Annotated in this window: 14 protein-coding genes and 2 pseudogenes; 12 read left to right on the top strand and 4 right to left on the bottom strand. The window is 70.8% G+C overall.

From position 1 onward, the window contains the following. Positions 1-97: 97 nt before the first annotated feature. Complete coding sequence (locus ACNFOC_RS00160; protein ID WP_416955261.1) at positions 98-763, bottom strand: TetR/AcrR family transcriptional regulator; 666 nt, start codon at positions 761-763, stop codon at positions 98-100. A 151-nt stretch (positions 764-914) separates the two neighbouring features. On the opposite strand from ACNFOC_RS00160, the gene ACNFOC_RS00155 reads away from it, so the two are divergent. The 9 genes from ACNFOC_RS00155 (at position 915) to ACNFOC_RS00115 (ending at position 10,995) form a co-directional block, all read left to right on the top strand. Then, a complete protein-coding gene (locus tag ACNFOC_RS00155; RefSeq protein ID WP_416955259.1) occupies positions 915-1,565 on the top strand; it encodes a TetR/AcrR family transcriptional regulator in 651 nt (216 codons plus the stop codon). Between the two features lie 175 nt (positions 1,566-1,740). Beyond that, positions 1,741-1,935, top strand: coding sequence for a ferredoxin (locus ACNFOC_RS00150; RefSeq protein ID WP_416955257.1), 195 nt, complete (start codon positions 1,741-1,743; stop codon positions 1,933-1,935). Between the two features lie 29 nt (positions 1,936-1,964). Then, entirely contained in the window at positions 1,965-3,212 is a 1,248-nt protein-coding gene (locus ACNFOC_RS00145; RefSeq protein ID WP_416955255.1) for a cytochrome P450, read from the top strand. 5 nt (positions 3,213-3,217) lie between these two features. After that, the gene (locus ACNFOC_RS00140; protein ID WP_416955253.1) at positions 3,218-4,018 is read left to right on the top strand and encodes an SDR family NAD(P)-dependent oxidoreductase; all 801 of its coding nucleotides are present in this window, start codon (positions 3,218-3,220) and stop codon (positions 4,016-4,018) included. 78 nt (positions 4,019-4,096) lie between these two features. Beyond that, the gene (locus ACNFOC_RS00135) at positions 4,097-5,263 is read left to right on the top strand and encodes an amidohydrolase family protein (RefSeq protein ID WP_416955251.1); all 1,167 of its coding nucleotides are present in this window, start codon (positions 4,097-4,099) and stop codon (positions 5,261-5,263) included. Positions 5,264-5,323: 60 nt separating this feature from the next. Further along, entirely contained in the window at positions 5,324-6,535 is a 1,212-nt protein-coding gene (locus ACNFOC_RS00130; RefSeq protein ID WP_416955249.1) for a M24 family metallopeptidase, read from the top strand. Then, complete coding sequence (locus tag ACNFOC_RS00125; protein ID WP_416955247.1) at positions 6,525-7,649, top strand: M24 family metallopeptidase; 1,125 nt, start codon at positions 6,525-6,527, stop codon at positions 7,647-7,649. The genes ACNFOC_RS00130 and ACNFOC_RS00125 overlap by 11 nt, the downstream gene beginning before the upstream one ends. An 11-nt stretch (positions 7,650-7,660) precedes the next feature. After that, positions 7,661-8,632 carry an enoyl-CoA hydratase/isomerase family protein gene (locus tag ACNFOC_RS00120; protein WP_416955245.1) on the top strand — a complete coding sequence of 324 codons (972 nt, stop codon included), beginning with the start codon at positions 7,661-7,663 and terminating at the stop codon, positions 8,630-8,632. Continuing rightward, positions 8,629-10,995 (top strand): CaiB/BaiF CoA-transferase family protein, encoded by a 2,367-nt coding sequence (locus tag ACNFOC_RS00115; RefSeq protein ID WP_416955243.1) that lies wholly within the window; start codon positions 8,629-8,631, stop codon positions 10,993-10,995. Before ACNFOC_RS00120 ends, ACNFOC_RS00115 begins: the two co-directional genes overlap by 4 nt. Here ACNFOC_RS00115 and ACNFOC_RS00110 read toward each other — a convergent pair. After that, complete coding sequence (locus tag ACNFOC_RS00110; RefSeq protein WP_416955241.1) at positions 10,970-11,857, bottom strand: LysR family transcriptional regulator; 888 nt, start codon at positions 11,855-11,857, stop codon at positions 10,970-10,972. The genes ACNFOC_RS00115 and ACNFOC_RS00110 overlap by 26 nt on opposite strands. Before the next feature lie 115 nt (positions 11,858-11,972). Between ACNFOC_RS00110 and ACNFOC_RS00105 the strand changes: the two genes are divergently transcribed. Continuing rightward, positions 11,973-12,866 (top strand): MBL fold metallo-hydrolase, encoded by an 894-nt coding sequence (locus tag ACNFOC_RS00105; protein WP_416955239.1) that lies wholly within the window; start codon positions 11,973-11,975, stop codon positions 12,864-12,866. A 9-nt stretch (positions 12,867-12,875) separates the two neighbouring features. Here the strand turns inward: ACNFOC_RS00105 and ACNFOC_RS00100 are convergent, their stop codons facing one another. Continuing rightward, positions 12,876-14,372, bottom strand: coding sequence for a serine/threonine-protein kinase (locus ACNFOC_RS00100; RefSeq protein ID WP_416955237.1), 1,497 nt, complete (start codon positions 14,370-14,372; stop codon positions 12,876-12,878). 292 nt (positions 14,373-14,664) lie between these two features. On the opposite strand from ACNFOC_RS00100, the gene ACNFOC_RS00095 reads away from it, so the two are divergent. Together ACNFOC_RS00095 and ACNFOC_RS00090 are read left to right on the top strand one after the other, a co-directional pair. Beyond that, complete coding sequence (locus ACNFOC_RS00095) at positions 14,665-16,902, top strand: MMPL family transporter (RefSeq protein WP_416955235.1); 2,238 nt, start codon at positions 14,665-14,667, stop codon at positions 16,900-16,902. A gap of 342 nt (positions 16,903-17,244) precedes the next feature. Next, positions 17,245-17,859, top strand: a pseudogene (locus tag ACNFOC_RS00090) (sensor histidine kinase); the annotation flags it as partial. 237 nt (positions 17,860-18,096) lie between these two features. Here the strand turns inward: ACNFOC_RS00090 and ACNFOC_RS00085 are convergent. Next, positions 18,097-18,633, bottom strand: a pseudogene (locus ACNFOC_RS00085) (adenylosuccinate lyase); the annotation flags it as partial. Positions 18,634-18,893: the final 260 nt, after the last annotated feature.

The following is an 18,893-nucleotide window of genomic DNA, read 5'->3' as shown; positions in this document are numbered from 1 at the left end:
AGGTGAGCACACGGTAGGGAGGGAGGCCGGGCGGGGTGTTCGTACTCCCGGTGAGTGGAACGGCCGCCCATGGCTCTCAACTGCGGCCCGACCACGGTCACTTCGCCGGCGGCGGCCCCGTCGTCACCGGTGCCTGCCACAGCGCGACGATCGCGTCGACGAGGCCGTCGGCGGTGTCGTGCCAGGTCGACCGGGTGGTGGGGGTGTCGTCGGCGAGGGCCCGTTCCCGCTCGACGGACATCTGCACGATCAGGTGCCGGGTCATGACGGCACGGTCGGCGTGCACCCCTGCCGGTAGGACGGGCACACAGCGGGTCAGGCCCTCCTCCAGTTTCCACAGCGACGGGGAGGCCCCGAAGAACTCCTCCTCAGTGATGGCGTAGAGGGCGGGATCGGCCGAGACCTGCGCGATGAACCGGGCGTACCAGCTGGGGCGGCCGAGTGCCGCCAGGTGGCCGGTGACGGGGCGCACCGAACAGTCGACCCAGTCGCGGAGTTCGGTGGAGTCCCCGATGTCGGCCAGCATGCGGACGCGGACGCGCTCGATCTGTTCCGCGTGCCGTCGGACGATGGCCCGCACCAGATCGGCCTTGGTGCCGAAGTGGTAGCTGACGGCGGTGTTGTTGCCCTGGCCCGCGGCCTCGCTGATCTGCCGGTTGGACATCGCGTGCACCCCGTGTTCGGCGAACAGCCGCTCCGCCGCGTCCAGAAGCGCTGTCCGCGTCGCCCTGACCTGCTCGTCCCGTCGCGTCCCGCCCGCCATCGTCCCCACCGCCGTTCCGGGACATGGCACCGTCTCGCGACGACTTGTCCCGTTGGTCCGACGCGGCCTAGAACGTAAGTCACCCGGTTGATCTCCGTCCAGGGGCAGGTGGGAGCGACCGGCCGCGCACGGTCCCGGTACGGTGGTGGACATGACGGGTAGGAGTGTCCGGGCCGAGCAGGTCAGAGTGACCCGGGAGCTCATCCGGAGCACGGCGGAGCGCCTGTTCGCCGAGCGCGGTGTGTACGCCGTGTCGAACCGGCAGATCAGCGAGGCGGCGGGGCAGGGCAACACCGCCGTGGTCGGCTACCACTTCGGCACCAAGACGGACCTGGTGCGGGCGATCGCCCGTCATCACGCCGAGCGGATCCAGCGCCTGAGCGAGCGCCTGCTGGCCGAGACCGGCGACTCCGCCCAACTCCGGGACTGGGTCGCGTGCTTGGTGCGGCCGACCCCCGAGTACCTGGCCGAGCTGGGCAGCCCCACGTGGTTCGCGCGGTTCTGCGCCCAGGTGATGGCCGACCCCGCGCTGCGCGAGATCCTGGTCGCCGAGACCCTCGACCTGCCGGTGTGGCGGCAGATCCTCGACGGCCTGCACCGGTGCCTGCCCGACCTGCCGGCCGAGGTGCGCGCGGAACGCACCTCCATGACCCGGAACGTGATCCTCTACACGTGCGCCGAGCGTGAGCGCGCCCTGGCCCTCAACACCCCGACACCGAGAGCCAGTTGGCACGACGCCGCGGACGGACTGGTCGACGCGATCGTCGGCCTGTGGTCGGCACCCGTGACACACAGCTCCTGACGGACCGTCGGCCTCCTCGCCCCACCGCACCACCACAGAAGATCCACCGACCCGTCTCAGTAAATTTTGAATCAATCGATTGACTTAGCAGGAGGCCGGGAGTTCACTCGGAGGCGCGGTCGACGGAGCCCACGAAGGGCGCCGTTTTGCCCCGACGGCCATGAGGGAGCAGCCCGTGAAAATAACCGTCGAGCAGGACAGATGCGTTGCGGCCGGCCAGTGCGCGGCCACCGCGCCGGACGTCTTCGACCAGCGTGACGAGGACGGGGTCGTCGTCCTGCTGACCGACGACCCGCCCGCCGAGCTGGCAGACAACGCCCGTGAGGCGGCCGCCGTCTGCCCCGCGCTGGCGATCCACATCGCGCAGTAGACAACCCGGACGACACCGTGAGGATGGACATGCCCGACGCACTGACAGGCGCCGCACCCGGCAGCCCTGCCGAGGTCCCCGAGTGGCCGATGCCACGGGCGGAGGGCTGCCCGTTCGATCCGCCCCCGGCCCTGCGGGAGCTGACCGCCGAGAAGCCCCTCGCCAAGGTGCGGATCTGGGACGGCAGCACCCCCTGGATCGTCACCGGCCACGCCGAGCAGCGCGTTCTGCTCGGCGATCCCCGGGTCAGTGTCGACGAACGGCTGCCCGGATTCCCGCACTGGCACGAGGGCATGGCCGCGGCGGTGGACTACCGCCCGCGTTCGGTCTTCAACTCGGACGCCCCCGAGCACACCGGGTTCCGCCGGATCATGACCAAGCCGTTCACCTTCAAGCGGGTGGAGGCGCTGCGCCCCAGCATCCAGAAGATCACCGACGAGCTGATCGACGCGATGCTGGCCGGACCGAAGCCGGCCGACCTCGTCGAGGCGCTGGCACTGCCGTTGCCGACCCTGATGATCAGCGAGCTGCTGGGCGTGCCCTACGAGGACCACGACTTCTTCCAGGAGAACGCCGCGCGCGGCATCGCCCACAACGTGTCCGCCGAGGAGAGCATGCGGACCTTCGGGTCGCTCAACGAATACCTGGTGCGGCTCGTCGAGAAGAAGGCCGCCGAACCCGCGGACGACGCGCTGTCCGAGATCGCGGCACTCGTCACCTCCGGCGACATCAGCGTGTCCGAGGCGGCCATGATGGGCACGGGGCTGCTCATCGCGGGCCACGAGACCAGCGCCAACATGATCGGTCTCGCCGTCGTCGCGCTGCTGGAGCACCCCGACCAGCTGGCGGTCCTGCGGGACACGGACGACCCGAAGGTCGTCGCGGGCGCGGTGGAGGAACTGCTGCGCTACCTGGGCATCATCCACGGCGGCCAGCGGCGGATCGCCAAGGAGGACATCGAGATCGGCGGCGAGGTGATCCGCGCCGGCGAGGGCATCATCATCGAACTCTTCAGCGCCAACCGGGACGCGCACTTCTTCCCCGACCCCGACGCACTGGACCTGGGCCGGGAGAACGCCCGTCACCACAACGCGTTCGGCTTCGGCATCCACCAGTGCGTGGGCCAGCAACTCGCCCGCGTGGAGCTCCAGGTCGTCTACGGCACGCTCTTCCGCCGGATCCCCACCCTGCGCCTGGCCGAGCCGCTGGACCGGATCCAGTTCAAGCACGACCGGCTGGCCTACGGCGTCTACTCGCTGCCCGTCACATGGGAGTGACCGCGATGACCGAGGAACTGTCGGAGAAGGTCGCCGTGGTCACCGGCGGAGCGGCCGGCCTGGGACGCGCGACCGTCGAGAGGCTGCTTGAGGACGGTGCCCGGGTCGTCATCGCCGATCTCGACCCGGACCTCGGCGAGTCACTGGCGAACGGCTACGGCCCGGACGTCCGTTTCCGGCGGACGGACGTCGCGGACGCCGAACAGGTCCGGGGACTCGTCGACTTCGCGGTGAAGGAGTTCGGCGGCCTGCACCTCATGGTCAACAACGCCGGTGTGTCGGGTGCCATGCACCAGCGTTTCCTCGACGAGGACTTCGCCGACTTCCAGCGCGTCCTCTCGGTCAACCTGCTCGGCGTGATGGTCGGCACCCAGGCCGCGGCCCGGCACATGGCGGCGAACGGCGGCGGCTCCATCGTCAACGTCAGCTCCATAGGCGGGATCCAGGCCGGCGCGAGCGTGCCGACCTACCGCGCCTCGAAGGCCGCGGTCATCCACTTCACCAAGGGCGTGGCCGTCGACCTCGCCGAGTACGGCATCCGCGTCAACTGCGTTGCCCCGGGCGGAATCCCGACGCAGTTGCTGTCCTCCGCGACGGCGGCCGGGCAGGAAGGAGACGCCGAGGAGATGACCCGGCGCATCCGCGCCCACATGGCGGCCGTACAGCCGCTACAGCGACAGGGCACCCCCAGGGACGTGGCGGAAGCCGTCGCCTACCTGGGCGGCGACCGCTCGCAGCACACCACCGGAACGGTACTGACGATCGACGGCGGGACCACGGCGGGCCCGAAGCCCCTGCGGGCCTGACCCGCCCACTCCCCCGCCCGGCAGGAGCAGACGAACCACGCACGGAAGTGAAACCCGCGGCTCCCATGGAGGACAATGATGTCCAGCCAGTCATCCACCCTGTATCCCCCTGAGGGCTTCGGCCCGCCCAAGGACCGGCACGGCCACGCCGAGGGCTCCTCGCCGGGTCTTCCGCCGGGCACGGAGGTGTTCTCCGCCGACAACCACATCTCCCTCGCGGACGACATCTTCCACGACCGCTTCCCCGAGCGGCTCAGGAACCAGGCACCGCGGGTCTGGTACGAGGACGGCGCCTACGAGCTGGGAATGGGCGGAAAGTCGTTCCTGCCGGGCGAGTTCAGTCATGTGCTCATGCAGTACGACCCCCTCGCCGGCGCCGGCAGCAACAACCTCGAAGGGCGTATCGAGGAGCTGGCCTCGGACGGCATCGCGAAGGAACTGGCGTTCCCCAACGCGCTGTTGGCCCTGTTCCACTACCCCGACAAGGAGGTCCGCGAGCTCTGCTTCCGGATCTACAACGAGTACATCGCCGGGTTGCAGGAACGCTCCGGGGGCCGCTTCTACGGCGTCGGGCTCATCAACTGGTGGGACGCGGAAGGGGCCCGCAGGACCCTTGAGGAGATGAAGGGCCTGGGGCTGAAGACCTTCCTGATGCCGCTGAACCCCGGACAGGACGACGCGGGCAACCCGATCGACTACTCCGGCGCCGCGATGATCCCGGTCTGGGACGCGATCGAGGAGGCGGGGCTCCCGGTCTCCCACCACATCGGCGAGACGGGACTCAAGGCCCCGTGCGAGGTCAACGCCATCGCCGTCGGCATGGTGGCCAATGTGGCGCCGTACCGGGAGATGTTCGGGAGGTACGTCCTCGGCGGCATCCTCGACCGTCATCCGGGGCTGCGCGTCGGGTGGTTCGAGGGGGGCGTGAACTGGGTCCCCTCCGCGCTCCAGGACGCGGAACACCTCCTCGCCTCCTACCGGCACATGCTCGACCGTCCGGTGGAGCACGACGTCCAGCACTACTGGGACCACCACATGTACGCGTCCTTCATGGTCGATCCGCTCGGCCTCGAACTGGTCGACCGGATCGGGGTGGACCGGGTCATGTGGTCGGCCGACTACCCGCACAACGAGAGCACGTTCGGCTACTCGGAGAAGTCGATCGCCATGGTCGTGGACGCCGTAGGGCCCGAGAAGGCCGCCCGCGTGGTCAGCGGCAACATCAGGGAGTACCTCGGCCTGTAGTGCCGGCCCGGACCACGAGAAACGACGGCGAAGCTCCATGACCTCGTGAGGGAGACGGCAATGACCGTCATCGACATCCCGGCCGCACCCGACCTGACCCGCATGAACCGTGAACGCGGCGCACGGCTGCGAACGGCCATGGCGGGCCAGGGCGTGGACGCCCTGATCCTGCTCGGCAACAACGCGGTGACCTATGCGACCGGAGCGAGCTGGCCGCTCGGCGACTCCGGTCTCGCGCACGTCGACCGTCCCGTGGCGGTGGTCGTGGCGGACGACCCGTGGCCCCATCTGTTCATGCCGTTCCGCGAAGGCGCCTCGGCGGAGTCGCCGTTGCCCGCCGACCACGTCCATCCCCCGGTCTACCTGGAGTACGACGAAGGGGTTCGGAACTTCGCGGCCGTGGTCGCCGACCTCGTGCCCGGCGGGGCGGGTGTCGCCGTCGACGAGGTGACCGGGGCGATGCGCAGAGCGCAGAAAACGCTCTTCCCGGGCGGACCGCCCGGCGACGCCGCGATGGTCCTGAGCGCGGCCAAGATGATCAAGACGCCCGACGAACTGGCCTGCATCCGCACGGCGTTGCGGATCACCGAGCGGGCCATGGCCGACGTCGAGGGGTCACTCGCGCCGGGGATGCGGCAGATCGACCTGTCGGCGGCGTTCGTGCGCCGGGCCTACGAACACGGCGCCCTGGCCAACGTGCTCGACCCCATCTGGCAGGTGATGCCGGACTCCCGGGCGGCCGGGGTGTGGACCACCCACGGCGACCTCGCCCTCCCGCTGCTCACGACGGAACGGGAACTGGCCCGGGGCGACGTCCTGTGGACCGACGTGAGCATCAACTACGCCGGATACTGCTCGGACTTCGGCCGGACCTGGATCGTCGGACAGGACCCGGACCCGCGCCAGCGGGCGCAGTTCACGAAGTGGTGGGACATCCACAGCGCGGTCAAGGACGTGCTGCGGGCGGGGGCCACCGCCGCCGACCTGACCCGGGCCGCCATCACCGCGAACGGCGGCTCGAAACCCTGGCTCCCCCACTTCTACCTGGGCCACGGCATGGGCACGGACCCCGCCGAGATGCCCTTCGTCGGCACCGACCTGGGTGAGGAGTTCGACGCGCGACTGGTGCTCGAAGCAGGCATGGTGCTCGTCCTGGAACCCGTGGTCTGGGAGGACGGCACCGGCGGCTACCGCAGCGAGGAGGTCCTGGTGATCGAGGAAGAGGGCTGGACAGCCCTGACCGACTACTCCTACGCCCCCTATGGCGACTGAGGTCCTGCCGGACGACCGCGCTCTCCGCACCGGGCGGCGGGAGCGCGCGCTGGCACACATGGAGGCCCACGACCTCGACGTCCTCGTCCTCGGGCGGAGCGCCAACGTCCGTTACGTCACCGGGGCCCGCGGACTGTGGACCGCCGGCACCCACCCCTTCGCCCCGGCCGCCGTGGTGGTCCGCGCCACCGGCGCCATCCACATGCTCAGCACCTGGGACGAGGGCATCCCCGACGACATCCCGCACGAGCAGTTGTACGGCCTGACGTGGAACCCGATGAACTGGGTGACGGTGATCCGGGACATCGAGGGAGCGGCCACGGCCCGCCGGGTGGGCACGGACACCATCTCGCCGACCTTCGCCCAACTCCTGCCCCTGGCCTTCCCGTTCGCCGACCTGGTCGACGGCGAACCCGCCATGCGCGCCGCCCGCCGGGTCAAGACGGCGGAGGAGGTGGCGGCTCTCCGGCAGGCCATCGGCGTGGCCGAGGCCAGCCTGGCGGCGGCGGTGGCCGAACTGCGGCCCGGCGTCAGCGAGCAGCACCTGTCGGGCGTACTGCTGGAGGCAGCGGCGGCCGGCGGCGTGACCACACCGGCGACCCAGGAGGTGGCGTGGGTGACATCCCGGGACCATCCCTGGCGGCGGGTGGACGGGGACGGCCGGGTGGGCCCGGGCGACCTCGTGTCCCTCACGGCGGGCGTGGTCGCGGGCGGATACATCGGTGAGGTCGGACGCACCTGGCCGGTCGAGGGCGGCGACCGTAACGCGGTCCGTGACCTGTACCGGCGCTCCGCCACCCTGTGGGAGCTGCTGTTCGAGGCGTGCAGGCCGGGCGCGCCGGCCGGCGACCTGCTCGCCGCGTACGACACGGCCGGCGAGCCCCTCCCTCCGATGCCCGTGGCCCGCGGCCTGGGGCTGGGCTTCGACCCGCCCGTGGTCACCTCCGGCCTGCCCGCCACCGCGGCCGAGGAACGGCTCGAACCCGGCATGGCCCTGGCCGTGACCGGCTACGTCTGGCGGCGGGGCGTGGGCGCGGTCCTGCGCCGGGAGGCGGTGCTCATCACCCCGGACGGCGCCGAACTTCTGACCTCAAGTCCCGTCTGGAAACGGTAGTTAGGACCCACATGGCTGACAGCTCGCGTCCCTCGGCGGAGGAGATCATCCGCTACGAGAAGGACCCCAAGACGAAGATCGCCACCCTCACCCTGGACCGGCCCGACGCCCTCAACGCACCGACCGCGGCGGCCCGGCTGCGCTTCGGGGACCTGCTGCACCGGGCCAACGTCGACGACGAGGTGAAGGTCCTGGTGATCCGGGGCATCGGCGACGACCTCGGCTCGGGCGCCGACATCACCGAGACCATGGAGATGCACGCCGCGCCGACCGCCGGACCACTCCTGTCGGAGCTCGGGCTCGACGAGAAGGACGATGTCCGCTATCCCCCCAGGGGCTCCTACCGCTACGGCGGGACCCCGTCCCAGTGGTACGCGAACCCCGGGGCCGGCTGCCGCAGCCTCCAGGACTTCAAGAAGATCAGCATCCTGGAGGTCAAGGGCTACTGCTACGGCTGGCACTTCTACCAGGCGGCCGACGCCGACCTGGTGATCTCCGCCGACGACGCCCTCTTCGGCCACCCCTCCTTCCGCTACGTCGGCTGGGCACCGCGGATGTGGACCTGGGCGCAGACGATGGGCCTGCGGAAGTTCCAGGAGATGGTGTTCACCGGCAGACCCTTCACAGCGCTGGAGATGTACGAGTGCAACTTCCTCAACAGCGTCGTCCCCCGGGACGAGTTGGAGAAGGAGGTGGACAAGTACGCGCTGGCCTGCGCCCGCACCCGGCCGACCGACACGGTGTTCATGCAGAAGGTCTTCTTCGAGATCTTCAAACAGCACCAGGGCGAGTACATGGGCTCCCTCCTCACCGGTCTCTTCGAATCGGTCGGCGGGATGGCCCGGGCCGACGGCAACGACCTGATGCTCGACGAGGAGACGGTCGACGGCGGCGTACCCAACGCGGTCCGCAGCAACGACGACCGCTTCCCGCCGGACTTCCGGCTGAGCAGGTCGGGCCGCGAGCGAAGGGACGACTCTTGACCCCCACGCCCGCCGAGCCCCCGCTCACCGGCTGCTCCGTGGTGGACCTGTCCACGGGAATCCCCGGCGCCTACTGCACGAAGCTGCTCGCCGACGGGGGCGCCCAGGTCGTCAAGGTCGAACCTCCGGAAGGCGATCCGCTACGACGCTGGTCGGCATCCGGCGCCACGATCCGACCCGGCGACGACGGCGCCCTGTTCAGCTTCCTCGCCTGCTCGAAGGAGAGCGTCGTAGGCGATCCGGAGCTGGTGCGCGGGCTCCTGGATTCGGCGGACGTCGCGGTGTGGTCGCCGGGCTCGCCCCTGTCCCCCCAGGAGATCCGCCGCACCCACCCCCACCTGGTCGTCACGTCGATCACGCCGTTCGGTCTCGAGGGGCCGTGGCGGGACCGCGCGGCCACCGAGTTCACGTTGCAGGCCTGGTCCGGCGGCATCGTCGGCCTGGGGCGCGGCGCACCGGACCGGGCGCCGGTCCACGTGGGCGGTCAGGTCGGTGACTGGGTGTCGGGGGCGTACGCCGCCGCCGCGACCATGGCCGTACGACTGCGCGCTCCCGGCACCGGCGAACTGATCGATCTCTCCATGCTCGAAGTGCATGTCCTGTCCCTGACCTACCACCCGGTGACGTTCCGGGACATGCTGGACCGGCCGTGGCAGCAGACGCGCAGGCTGAACACACCGGGCGTGGCCACCGCCAAGGACGGCCTCGTGGCACTCGGGTGCGCGACGGCCCAGCAGTACTTCGACCTCTGCGCGATGGTCGGCCACCCGGAGTGGATCGACGAGAAGAACCCGGTCTCGATCGGCGCACGGACCACCGCGACGGCCCCGGTGATCCAGGAGTGGATCGCCGCCCGGACGGTCGCGGAGGTCCGCGAGCTGGCCACGGCGTTCCGCATCCCCAACTCCGCGGTCGTCAACGGCGCCAACGCCCCGGCCATGGACCACTTCGAAGCCCGCCGGAGCTTCCTGCCCAACCCGCGCGACGGCTTCCTCCAGCCCGCCCCTCCCTTCCGTCTGGAACCCGCCGGGCTACGGCCCCCGGGCCCGGCCCCGCGCCTCGGCGAGCACACCGGGAGCCGGCGTGGCGCGACGCGTCGGACGACCGGAAAGACGGACGCCGGGCTGTCGTTCAGCGGTCTGCGGGTCCTCGACATGACCGCCTTCTGGGCCGGACCCTCGTGCACGCACGTGCTCGCCCTGCTCGGCGCCGAGGTGATCCACCTGGAATCCACCTCGCGGCCCGATGGCACCCGGCTGATCGCGGGCGTCCCGCCGACCGTGGACCAGTGGTGGGAGCGGTCGCCGATCTTCGCGGGCCTCAACACCAACAAGAAGAGCCTGACACTCGACTTCCGGACCGAGCGGGGACGAGACCTGCTGCGCCGCCTGATCGCGACCTGCGATGTGATCGTCGAGAACTACACCCCGCGGGTCCTGGACCAACTCGGCCTGGACTACGAGGCGGTACGGGCCCTGCGCCCCGACACCATCATGGTCCGCATGCCCGGCTTCGGCCTCGACGGACCGTGGCGCGACAACGCCGCGTTCGCCTTCGTCATCGAGGACGCTTCGGGACTGACCTGGCTCACCGGCCATCCGGAGCGCAATCCCGTCGAGCCGTACTCGATCGGCGACCCGAACGCCGGCGTCCACGCGCTGAACGGTCTGCTGCTGGCCCTGGAGCACCGGCGCCGCACCGGCGAGGGAGCGCTGGTGGAGGCGGCCATGGTCGACGCGGCTCTCAACGTGGCCGCCGAGCAGGTCATCGAGTCCTCGGCCTACGGCGCGCTGCTGGAGCGGGCCGGGAACCGGGGGCCTCGCGCGGCCCCGCAGAACCTGTATCTCACCGCGGACCACGACGAGTTCGGCCTACGGGACTCCTGGGTGGCGATAGCCGTGGCCACCGACGAGCAGTGGGAGGCCCTGCGCGACGCTCTCGGCCGCCCCGGCTGGGCGTCGAGCCCCGAGCTGTCCACCGCCGGGGGACGGCACAGGCATCATGACGCCGTCGACGAGCAGCTCGCCGCCTGGTGCCGTGAGCGCGGTGCGGACGAGATCGTCGACCGTCTCTGGCCGGCCGGTGTCCCGGTGGGCAAGGTGATGCAGCCGCACCGGCAGGCCGAGTTGGAGCAGTTGCGGTTCCGCGGCTTCTTCGAGGAGATCGACCACCCCGTGGGCGGCCGGGCCCGCTACAGCACCCTGCCGGTGCGGCTCTCCCAGAGCCCTGTCCACAGCCGTCTTCGCCACGCTCCCCTGCTCGGCCGGCACAACCACGAGCTGCTGGCCGAACTCGGCCTGACGGCACAGGAGATCACCGCGCTGGAGGCCGACGGGGTCATCGGCCGGGAGCCGGTCCGGTAGTCGTGCGGTGCACGGCCTCGGCGATCCGCACGAACGACCGGATCCGCGGAGTGGCGTCGGCAGCACGCCAGGCGATGACGAGTGCGCTCGGCGGCATGTCGGTCAACGGCACCACCGTCAGCCCCTCCGGCAGGGCGTGCCCGAGGGGCATCAGGCCCACGGTGCCGTTCCACAGGACGGACTGGAGGCACTCACGAGCCGTCCGTACGACGGGCCCGTCACGGCGTCGGCCGTCCCCCGCCGACCCGGTCCAGTAGGCCTCCCATACGGGGTCCGTGCCGTCCGGGAAGCGGAACCAGCGGCGCTCGGCGAGGTCGGCCAGACGCAGGCCGTCGTGGCGGGCGAGGGGGTCGTCCGTACGGAGGACCACGCCGACCTGCTCCGAGAGCAGGGGGCGGGTGGCGATGCCGGTGTCGTCGAAGGGTGTCCTGGTCAGCGCCACGTCGACGAGCCCGGCCCGTAGTCCCGCGGTGGGATCGGTCAGGTCCGACTCACGGATGAGGATGCGGGCGGCGGGGTGCTGCTCGCGGTACGCGGCGGCAAGACGGGTGCCGAACTGCACCACGCTGTCCGCGAGCGTGCCCACGGTCAGGGTGACCGGTCCGGCCAGGTCGGTCACGCGGTCCCGCATCCGGTCGGCCTGCGCCAGCAGGGCGCACGCCTCCTCGTGCAGCAGGACTCCGGCCGGGGTGAGCGCCACCCCCGTGGGCGAGCGGAGCAGCAGGACACAACCGAGGTCGGCCTCCATCTGCTTGATCGCCCGGCTCAGGGGCGGCTGGGTCATCCGCAGGCGTACGGCGGCCCGGCCGAAGTGGAGTTCCTCGGCGACCGCCACGAAGTAGCGCAGCGTGCGTAGCTCCATGACCGGCGATGATACCGACGCGGTATCGGCCGTACAGGATCGGTCTTGGACACCCCCGGGTGTCCGGCGGTGGAGTGGTGGGCGGACAAGATCGTCGTACTGCTGAGGAGTCTCCATGGCCGACCGTGTGCCGCACGACCCCGTCGTGCACATCACCGACGTGCGGGAACTGGACCGCGATCTGGTGGTCGTACCCGACGGGCGGGTGCAGTTGGTGCCCAACATCGGTGTCATCGGCGGCCGGGACGCGGTGCTCGTCGTGGAGACGGGCCTGGGTCCGCGGAACGCCGAGAAGGTGCTGGAGTTCGCGTCCGAGTACGCCAAGGGACGCAGGCTGTACCTCACGACGACCCACTTCCACCCTGAACACGCCTTCGGGGCCCAGGTCTTCGCGGGCGAGGCGACGTTCCTCGTGAACCGTGCGCAGGCCGAGGACCTGAAGGTGAAGGGGCCCGGCTATCTCGACATGTTCCGGGGGCTCGGCGAGTCGGCCGCCCGGCACCTCGAAGATGTCGTGCTGCCGGAGCCCGACCTCGTCTACGACGAGGCGTACGACCTCGAACTGGGCGGCCGGGTCGTGCAGTTGCGGGCCACGGGCCGGGCGCACAGCAAGGGCGACCAGGTGGTCCGGGTGCCGGACGCGGGTGTGCTGTTCACGGGGGACCTGGTGGAGGCGGGGCAGTTCGCCATCTTCCCGTGGTTCCCGCCGTACGACACCGACGTCTCCGGCACGCGCTGGCTCGCGGTGATGGAGCGGCTCGCGGGTGAGGGGGCGCGGGTCGTCGTACCCGGCCACGGGGCCGTCGGCGGGCCGGAGTTGCTCGCGGATGTCCGTGACTATCTGCGGCTGCTGCGGGACGAGACGTGGGTGCGGCGCGACTCGGCGATGAGCGAGGAGACGATCGTCGAGGAGGTCCGGGAGGTCATGGTCCGGCGGCATCCGGAGTGGGCCGAGCGGGACTGGATCGAGAAGGGGGTCGGCTGTCTGTGCGCCGAACACCCCGCGTGAAGCGGTGAGTTACGACGCGCTCGTCACGAAGCCGTCCCTGGCCGTGTCGAAGACGGGACGGTAGGTGTCCCACTTCGCGTCCGGTGCCGAGAGGTAGATGTCGTACTCGCGGTCGCCCTCCCGGCCGAAGCCGAGGTCGATGGCGCGGAACACCCGGGCCCGGCCCTGGAAGGTGAACTCCCAGATCGCGGCGGGCTGTTGCTGGAAGGTGGTCTGCTGCATGCGCAGCCTGCGGTACGTGGGGTAGTTGACCTTGGTGTTGGCCTCGATGTCCGCGAAGTGCGTGCTGGGGTTGGGGCCCGCGGGGTCGACGACTCCGATGGTGAGTCCGGCCAGGCCCGTCGCGTCGGTGTAGGTGACCCCCTCCGCCGTCCGCTTGCCGGCCTTCCAGCCGTCCGGAACCGGGAAGGAGACGCCGAGTTGGCGGTCACGGACGAGGTGATAGCCCTCCGGCACCGGTGATGCGGAGGCCGTGGTGGTGGAGCTGCTCGCCGCGTGCCCGGGTGCGGACTTCGACGTCGTGTGCAGCACGAACGCCGTGACCGCCACAGCCGCGGCCACGGCGATCCCTCCGAGGAGGAGCCCCTTACGGCTCCGCCGCCGTCCGCGACCGGAATTTCCCGCCGGCTTCGGCTCCGGTCGTGCGACGGCCAACTCTGTGGCGGGCGGGGGCAGTTCGGCCGTCGACTCGCCCCACCACGCGGTCTGTAGGGCCCGTTCCGTCTGTTCCGCCGTCGGACGCTCGTCGGGCTCCTTGATCAGCAGGGCCTCGACGATCGGCTCCAGCGGTCCGGCCTGCTTCATGGGTTCGAGTGGGTCCACGGCGATGGCGTACGCGGTCTCCATGGCCGTGACCCGGCGGAACGGCGGGCGTCCCTCGACGGCCTGGTAGAGCGTGGCGCCCAGGGCCCACAGGTCGGAGGCGGTGCCGGGGGTGAGCCCGCGGATCCGCTCCGGCGCCATGTAGTGGATGGAGCCGACCATCTCGCCGGTCTTGGTCAGCGTCGACGTCCCGTCCGTCATGGCGATGCCGAAGTCGGTGAGGACGATCCGGTCGCCGGCGCCGAGCAGGACGTTGCCGGGCTTGACGTCGCGGTGCAGAACACCGGCGGCGTGGGCGGCGCGCAGGGCGGCGACCATGTCCAGGCCGATCCGGGCCGCCTCCTGGTGCGGGAGGGTCCGGCCGTCCTTGAGGAGGTCGGCGAGCGTGGTGCCCGGGACGTACTCCATGACGATGCAGGGGCGGCCGTCGTCGTCCACGACGTCATGGACCACGATCACGTTCGGGTGCGCGATACGGGCGGCGCTGCGGGCCTCGCGGCGGGTGCGCTCGAAGAGGGTGGCGAGTTCGTCGGCGGAGAGTTCCGGCCGTGCGTGGAGCCGCTTGATCGCGACCTGGCGGCCGAGCACCTCGTCGTCGGCCCTCCAGACGGTGCCCATGCCGCCCCGGCCGATCTGCTCGGTCAGCCGGTAGCGCCCGGCGATGCGACGCCCTTCGTCCGACACGGTGTCCTCCGCCGGTTCTGTCCCCGTTCGATTCGCCTGGTCACCATAACCGGCTCTTGTCACAGATCATGTGGGGCGGATCACGGCGCCCACCTCGACGGGAGCGACGCCCGCCTCGGCTGAAGGGTCGTCCGCCTCGACTGGAGGGTGGAGAGGGTCTAGTACCCCGGTACTAGTCACCCGGGCCGTTTTCACTTCCCCGGTGCCGCGGATGCGAGGAAAGCCGCTCATAGCGTGAAGCCGTGGGTCGCGCAGGCCCTCCACTTTCTATCGAACCTGGTGGGAGTACCCCATGGCCACCTTCCTCTACCGGCTGGGCCGGTTCTCGTTCCGGCGACGACGGCTCGTCCTGATGCTGTGGATCGCCGTCCTGGCAGCCGTCGGCATCGGTGCCATGAGTGTCACGACGAGCACGTCCGACAGCTTCACCCTTCCCGGCACGCAGTCGCAGAAGGCGATCGACCTGCTGGAGAAGGAGTTCCCGCAGGCGTCGGCCTCCGGCGCCACCGCCCGCGTGGTGTTCGAAGCGCCGAAGGGCCACACCTTGGCCTCCGGCGCCGACAGGACCGAGGTCCGTTCGCTGATCGCCGACCTCACGAAGGCACCCCAGGTCGCGAGCGTCTCCGACCCGTACCAGAGCGGCCTGATCAGCAAGTCGGGCACCATCACGTACGCCCAGGTCACCTACAAGGTCGCCCAGGCCGACGTCACCGACGCGGCGCGCGACGCGCTGCACTCGGTGGTCGACCGGGGCGAGAAGGCGGGCCTCGCGGTCAGCCTGGGCGGCAACGCCGTACAGGAGAAGGCGGGCAGCAGCAGCGCCGAGTTGCTCGGTCTGCTGATCGCGGCCGTGGCGCTGGTCATCACGTTCGGGTCGATGCTCGCGGCCGGGCTGCCGCTGCTGACGGCGGTCTTCGGGGTCGGGGCGGCGATCTCCGCCATCACGGTCGCGAGCGCGTTCTTCGACCTCAGTTCGAGCGCCTCGACGCTGGCGCTGATGCTGGGTCTCGCGGTGGCGATCGACTACGCCCTGTTCATCGTCTCCCGGTACCGCAGCGAGGTCCGGGACGGCCACGAACCGGAGGAGGCCGCGGGCCGTGCCCTGGGCACCGCCGGTTCCGCGGTGGTGTTCGCCGGACTCACCGTCGTCATCGCGCTGGCCGGACTGAGCATCATCGGCATCAGCATGCTGACCACCATGGGCCTGGGCGCCGCGTTCGCGGTCGTCGTCGCCGTCGTGATCGCGCTGACCCTGCTGCCCGCGATGCTGGGCTTCGCCGGGACGCGGATCATGGGCAGCCGGTTCACCAGCCGCCGGATGCGCGCCTTCCAGGAACGCGGCGAGGGCGAGACGACGGGCGTGCGCTGGGCCCGGTTCGTGACCCGCAACCCGCTGAAGATGCTGGTCGTCTCCGTCGTCGGGCTCGGCATCCTGGCCATCCCCGTGCTGTCGATGCGCCTGTCCCTGCCGGACGACAGCATGTCCTCGCCGGGCACCAGCGAGCGCATCGCCTACGACACGATCACCAAGGGCTTCGGCGACGGCTACAACGGCCCGCTGACCGTGGTCGTCGACGGCCAGAGCGGCAGCGCCGCCAAGACCGCCGCGCAGGACGCGGTCACCCAGCTCGGCAAGATGTCCGACGTCGCCGCCGTGCGCCCCGCGGTGTTCAACCAGAGCGGCGACGTGGCCCTGATCTCCGTCGTGCCGAAGAGCGCCCCCACCAGCCAGGCCACCGTCGACCTCGTCTCCGAGATCCGCGACCGGGGCCCGGCGCTGAAGTCCGACACTGGCGCCGAGCTGATGGTCACCGGCACGACCGCGCTGAACATCGACGTGTCCAACAAGCTGAGCGGCGCCCTGATCCCGTACCTGGGTGTGGTCGTCGGCCTGGCCCTGGTCCTGCTGCTCCTGGTGTTCCGCTCGATCCTGGTCCCGCTCAAGGCCGCCCTCGGTTTCCTGCTCAGCGTGCTCGCCACGCTCGGTGTCGTGGTCGCGGTGTTCCAGTGGGGCTGGCTGGCGGACGTGTTCGGCGTCGACCAGACCTCGCCGATCGTGAGCGTCCTGCCGATCTTCATGATCGGCGTGGTGTTCGGACTCGCCATGGACTACGAGGTGTTCCTGGTGACCCGGATGCGTGAGGAGTACGTCCACGGGGCCGAGCCCACGGAGGCGGTGATCGCGGGCTTCCGGCACGGCGCCCGGGTGGTCACGGCCGCCGCGACCATCATGATCTCCGTGTTCGCCGGGTTCCTGCTCGACGACGTGGCACTGATCAAGTCGATCGGACTGGGCCTCGCCTCCGCCGTCCTCTTCGACGCCTTCGTCGTCCGGATGACGCTCGTGCCCGCGGTCATGACCCTGCTCGGCCGCCGCGCCTGGGCGCTGCCCGGCTGGCTGGACCGGGCGCTGCCCAACGTCGACGTCGAGGGCGAACGCCTGCGCCACCTGCTGGCCGAGACCCAGGACGACGGCTCCGCCCGCCCCGACAAGGCGCCCGTGTCGTCCGGCGCCACCGGCAAGAGCTGAGGCGGCGGCCGTACGATCCACACCAGGACGCCGCTCACGGCCGTACGGCTGCCGCCCCTGTCGACCACACCGTCCCCGCCCGCACCATGGAGGGTGTATCCCGTGACCGCACCGCCGACGACGGAGCGCCCTCTCAAGCCCGAGAACCTGATCGGACGGACCCGGCTGGGCGACTCCGAGTACCGGTCGGTCGTCCGGCTGCTCACCTGGCTCGCGCGGGTGCGGGCAGCCGACGTGGCGCATCCGCGGGTCAGGCTCTGGGGGGTGCCCGCCTTCTACGCCCTCGGCGGCGTTCCGGCCTTGGTACGTGCGGCCCAGGACTCCGGTCCCGCCTTCATCCTGATGCTGACGGTCACGGCGGGGTACACCGTGCCGTTGCTGTGGCGCAGGCAGCGGCCGGTGCTGGTCTTCGCCTTCCTGGTCGCCCTCTCCGAGGCGTCCCTGTTCCTGGGCGTGGACTCGGGTTCGAGCGCCACCCAGCTGGTGGCACTGCTCAACCTGGGGCGCTTCGGGGCTCCCGGCCAGCTGGCCGTCGGTGTGGTGTACAACCTCCTCCAGACCTTCGTGTCGATCGTCTTCTTCAACGGCCTCAAGGGGTCGGACCAGGCGGCCAGCACCCCGGTACTGGCGTTCCTGGCCGTGGTCGCCATCCTGTCGATGGCCGCGCTGGGCCTGGCCGGAAAACTGGTGAACGCCTACATCGAGGCCCTCCAGGAACACGCCGTACGCCTGGAGATGGAGCGCGACCAGCGCGCCCAGCTGGCCGCGGCGACCGAACGCGCCCGCGTGGCACGGGAGATGCACGACATCCTCGGTCACACCCTCGCCGTGATCGTCGGCCTCGCGGGCGGCGCCGCCGGACTCGCCGAGACCAAGCCGAAGCGGGGCGCGGACACCCTGCGGATCATCGCCGAGAGCGGGCGCGGCGCCCTGGCCGAGCTGCGCAGGCTGCTCGCCGTCATCCACGACGACGAACCCGACGACACCCCGCTCTCACCCCAGCCGGGACTGGCAGATCTGGGCGCCCTGATGGAACGGGTGAGGGCCGCGGGCCCCGCCGCCACCCTCCGCCTCAAGGGCGAACTCACCGGTCTCGCCCAGGGACTTCAGCTCGCCGTCTACCGCATCGTGCAGGAAGCCCTCACCAACACGCTGAAGCACGCGGCACCGAGCACGACGGTCCAGGTCACCGTGCGCCTCCGCCAGTGCCGGGTGGGCGAGCGCGTCGTTCAGGACCGGTCTGGCGCGCGGGTCGGCCAGTTCGCCCAGGCCCTCCACGCAGGCCAGCGCCACGCGGCGGTACGGGTCGTGCGGGCGGAGGCGGCGCTCCAGGGTGGTGATGAGGGCGGGGACCGATTCGGGGGCGTGGAGGTCGGCCAGGAGGCGGACGGGGTGCAGGGCGTAGGCGACGCGAAGTTCGTTGGTGGCGAGGGCAGCGGCCGCGCGGGCGGTGCGGGGGTCGTCGAGGCGGGCCAGGGCGTACGCGGCGGAGGCGCAGCGCTGTGGCTCGCGGTGGTTGAGGAGGAGGACGAGGGACTCGAAGGCACGCCGGTCGCCCGCGAGGCCGAGACGGAACGCGGCCAGCTCCCTTGCCCACAGCGGATGGCCGGGGGCGGCGAGCACGTCCGCCAGTTCGTCGAGGTCGCCGGTCGCCACGAGACGCTCGTACGGCACCGCCCCTCCCGACTCCTGCCGTAAGCGCTCCGTGAGTGATCGCAACTCTTCGTCCATGAAACCGAGCCTATGGGTGTCACAGGAAGCCCGGGACCTACATCACAAACTCGGGGGCTGGCGCGCTCGTTACTCACCGGTTAAGCTCAGGTGAGCGAGTTACCCACTCGCGTATCTCCTTGCGGTGGCCTGGTGACGCAGCCGCCGCGAGTGCAGTCGGTTCGGTACTTCGTGTACCGCGGTACGACTCGGCCTGGGACAGGGCCGGTCGGAACTCTCTCTCCATCCCGCCGGGCGTGTGCGCTCGTTGCCCGGCATCA

The sequence above is a fragment of the Streptomyces colwelliae genome, assembly GCF_048158785.1.
Classification (GTDB): domain Bacteria; phylum Actinomycetota; class Actinomycetes; order Streptomycetales; family Streptomycetaceae; genus Streptomyces.
This window is presented reverse-complemented; position numbering and strand designations above follow the sequence as displayed.

Bases quoted from the DNA above. Each gene is read 5' to 3' on its own strand.
- ACNFOC_RS00160 (WP_416955261.1), bottom strand. From the start codon at position 763: ATGGCGGGCGGGACGCGACGGGACGAGCAGGTCAGGGCGACGCGGACA.
- ACNFOC_RS00155 (WP_416955259.1), top strand. From the start codon at position 915: ATGACGGGTAGGAGTGTCCGGGCCGAGCAGGTCAGAGTGACCCGGGAG.
- ACNFOC_RS00145 (WP_416955255.1), top strand. From the start codon at position 1,965: ATGCCCGACGCACTGACAGGCGCCGCACCCGGCAGCCCTGCCGAGGTC.
- ACNFOC_RS00140 (WP_416955253.1), top strand. From the start codon at position 3,218: ATGACCGAGGAACTGTCGGAGAAGGTCGCCGTGGTCACCGGCGGAGCG.
- ACNFOC_RS00135 (WP_416955251.1), top strand. From the start codon at position 4,097: ATGTCCAGCCAGTCATCCACCCTGTATCCCCCTGAGGGCTTCGGCCCG.
- ACNFOC_RS00130 (WP_416955249.1), top strand. From the start codon at position 5,324: ATGACCGTCATCGACATCCCGGCCGCACCCGACCTGACCCGCATGAAC.
- ACNFOC_RS00125 (WP_416955247.1), top strand. From the start codon at position 6,525: ATGGCGACTGAGGTCCTGCCGGACGACCGCGCTCTCCGCACCGGGCGG.
- ACNFOC_RS00120 (WP_416955245.1), top strand. From the start codon at position 7,661: ATGGCTGACAGCTCGCGTCCCTCGGCGGAGGAGATCATCCGCTACGAG.
- ACNFOC_RS00110 (WP_416955241.1), bottom strand. From the start codon at position 11,857: ATGGAGCTACGCACGCTGCGCTACTTCGTGGCGGTCGCCGAGGAACTC.
- ACNFOC_RS00105 (WP_416955239.1), top strand. From the start codon at position 11,973: ATGGCCGACCGTGTGCCGCACGACCCCGTCGTGCACATCACCGACGTG.
- ACNFOC_RS00095 (WP_416955235.1), top strand. From the start codon at position 14,665: ATGGCCACCTTCCTCTACCGGCTGGGCCGGTTCTCGTTCCGGCGACGA.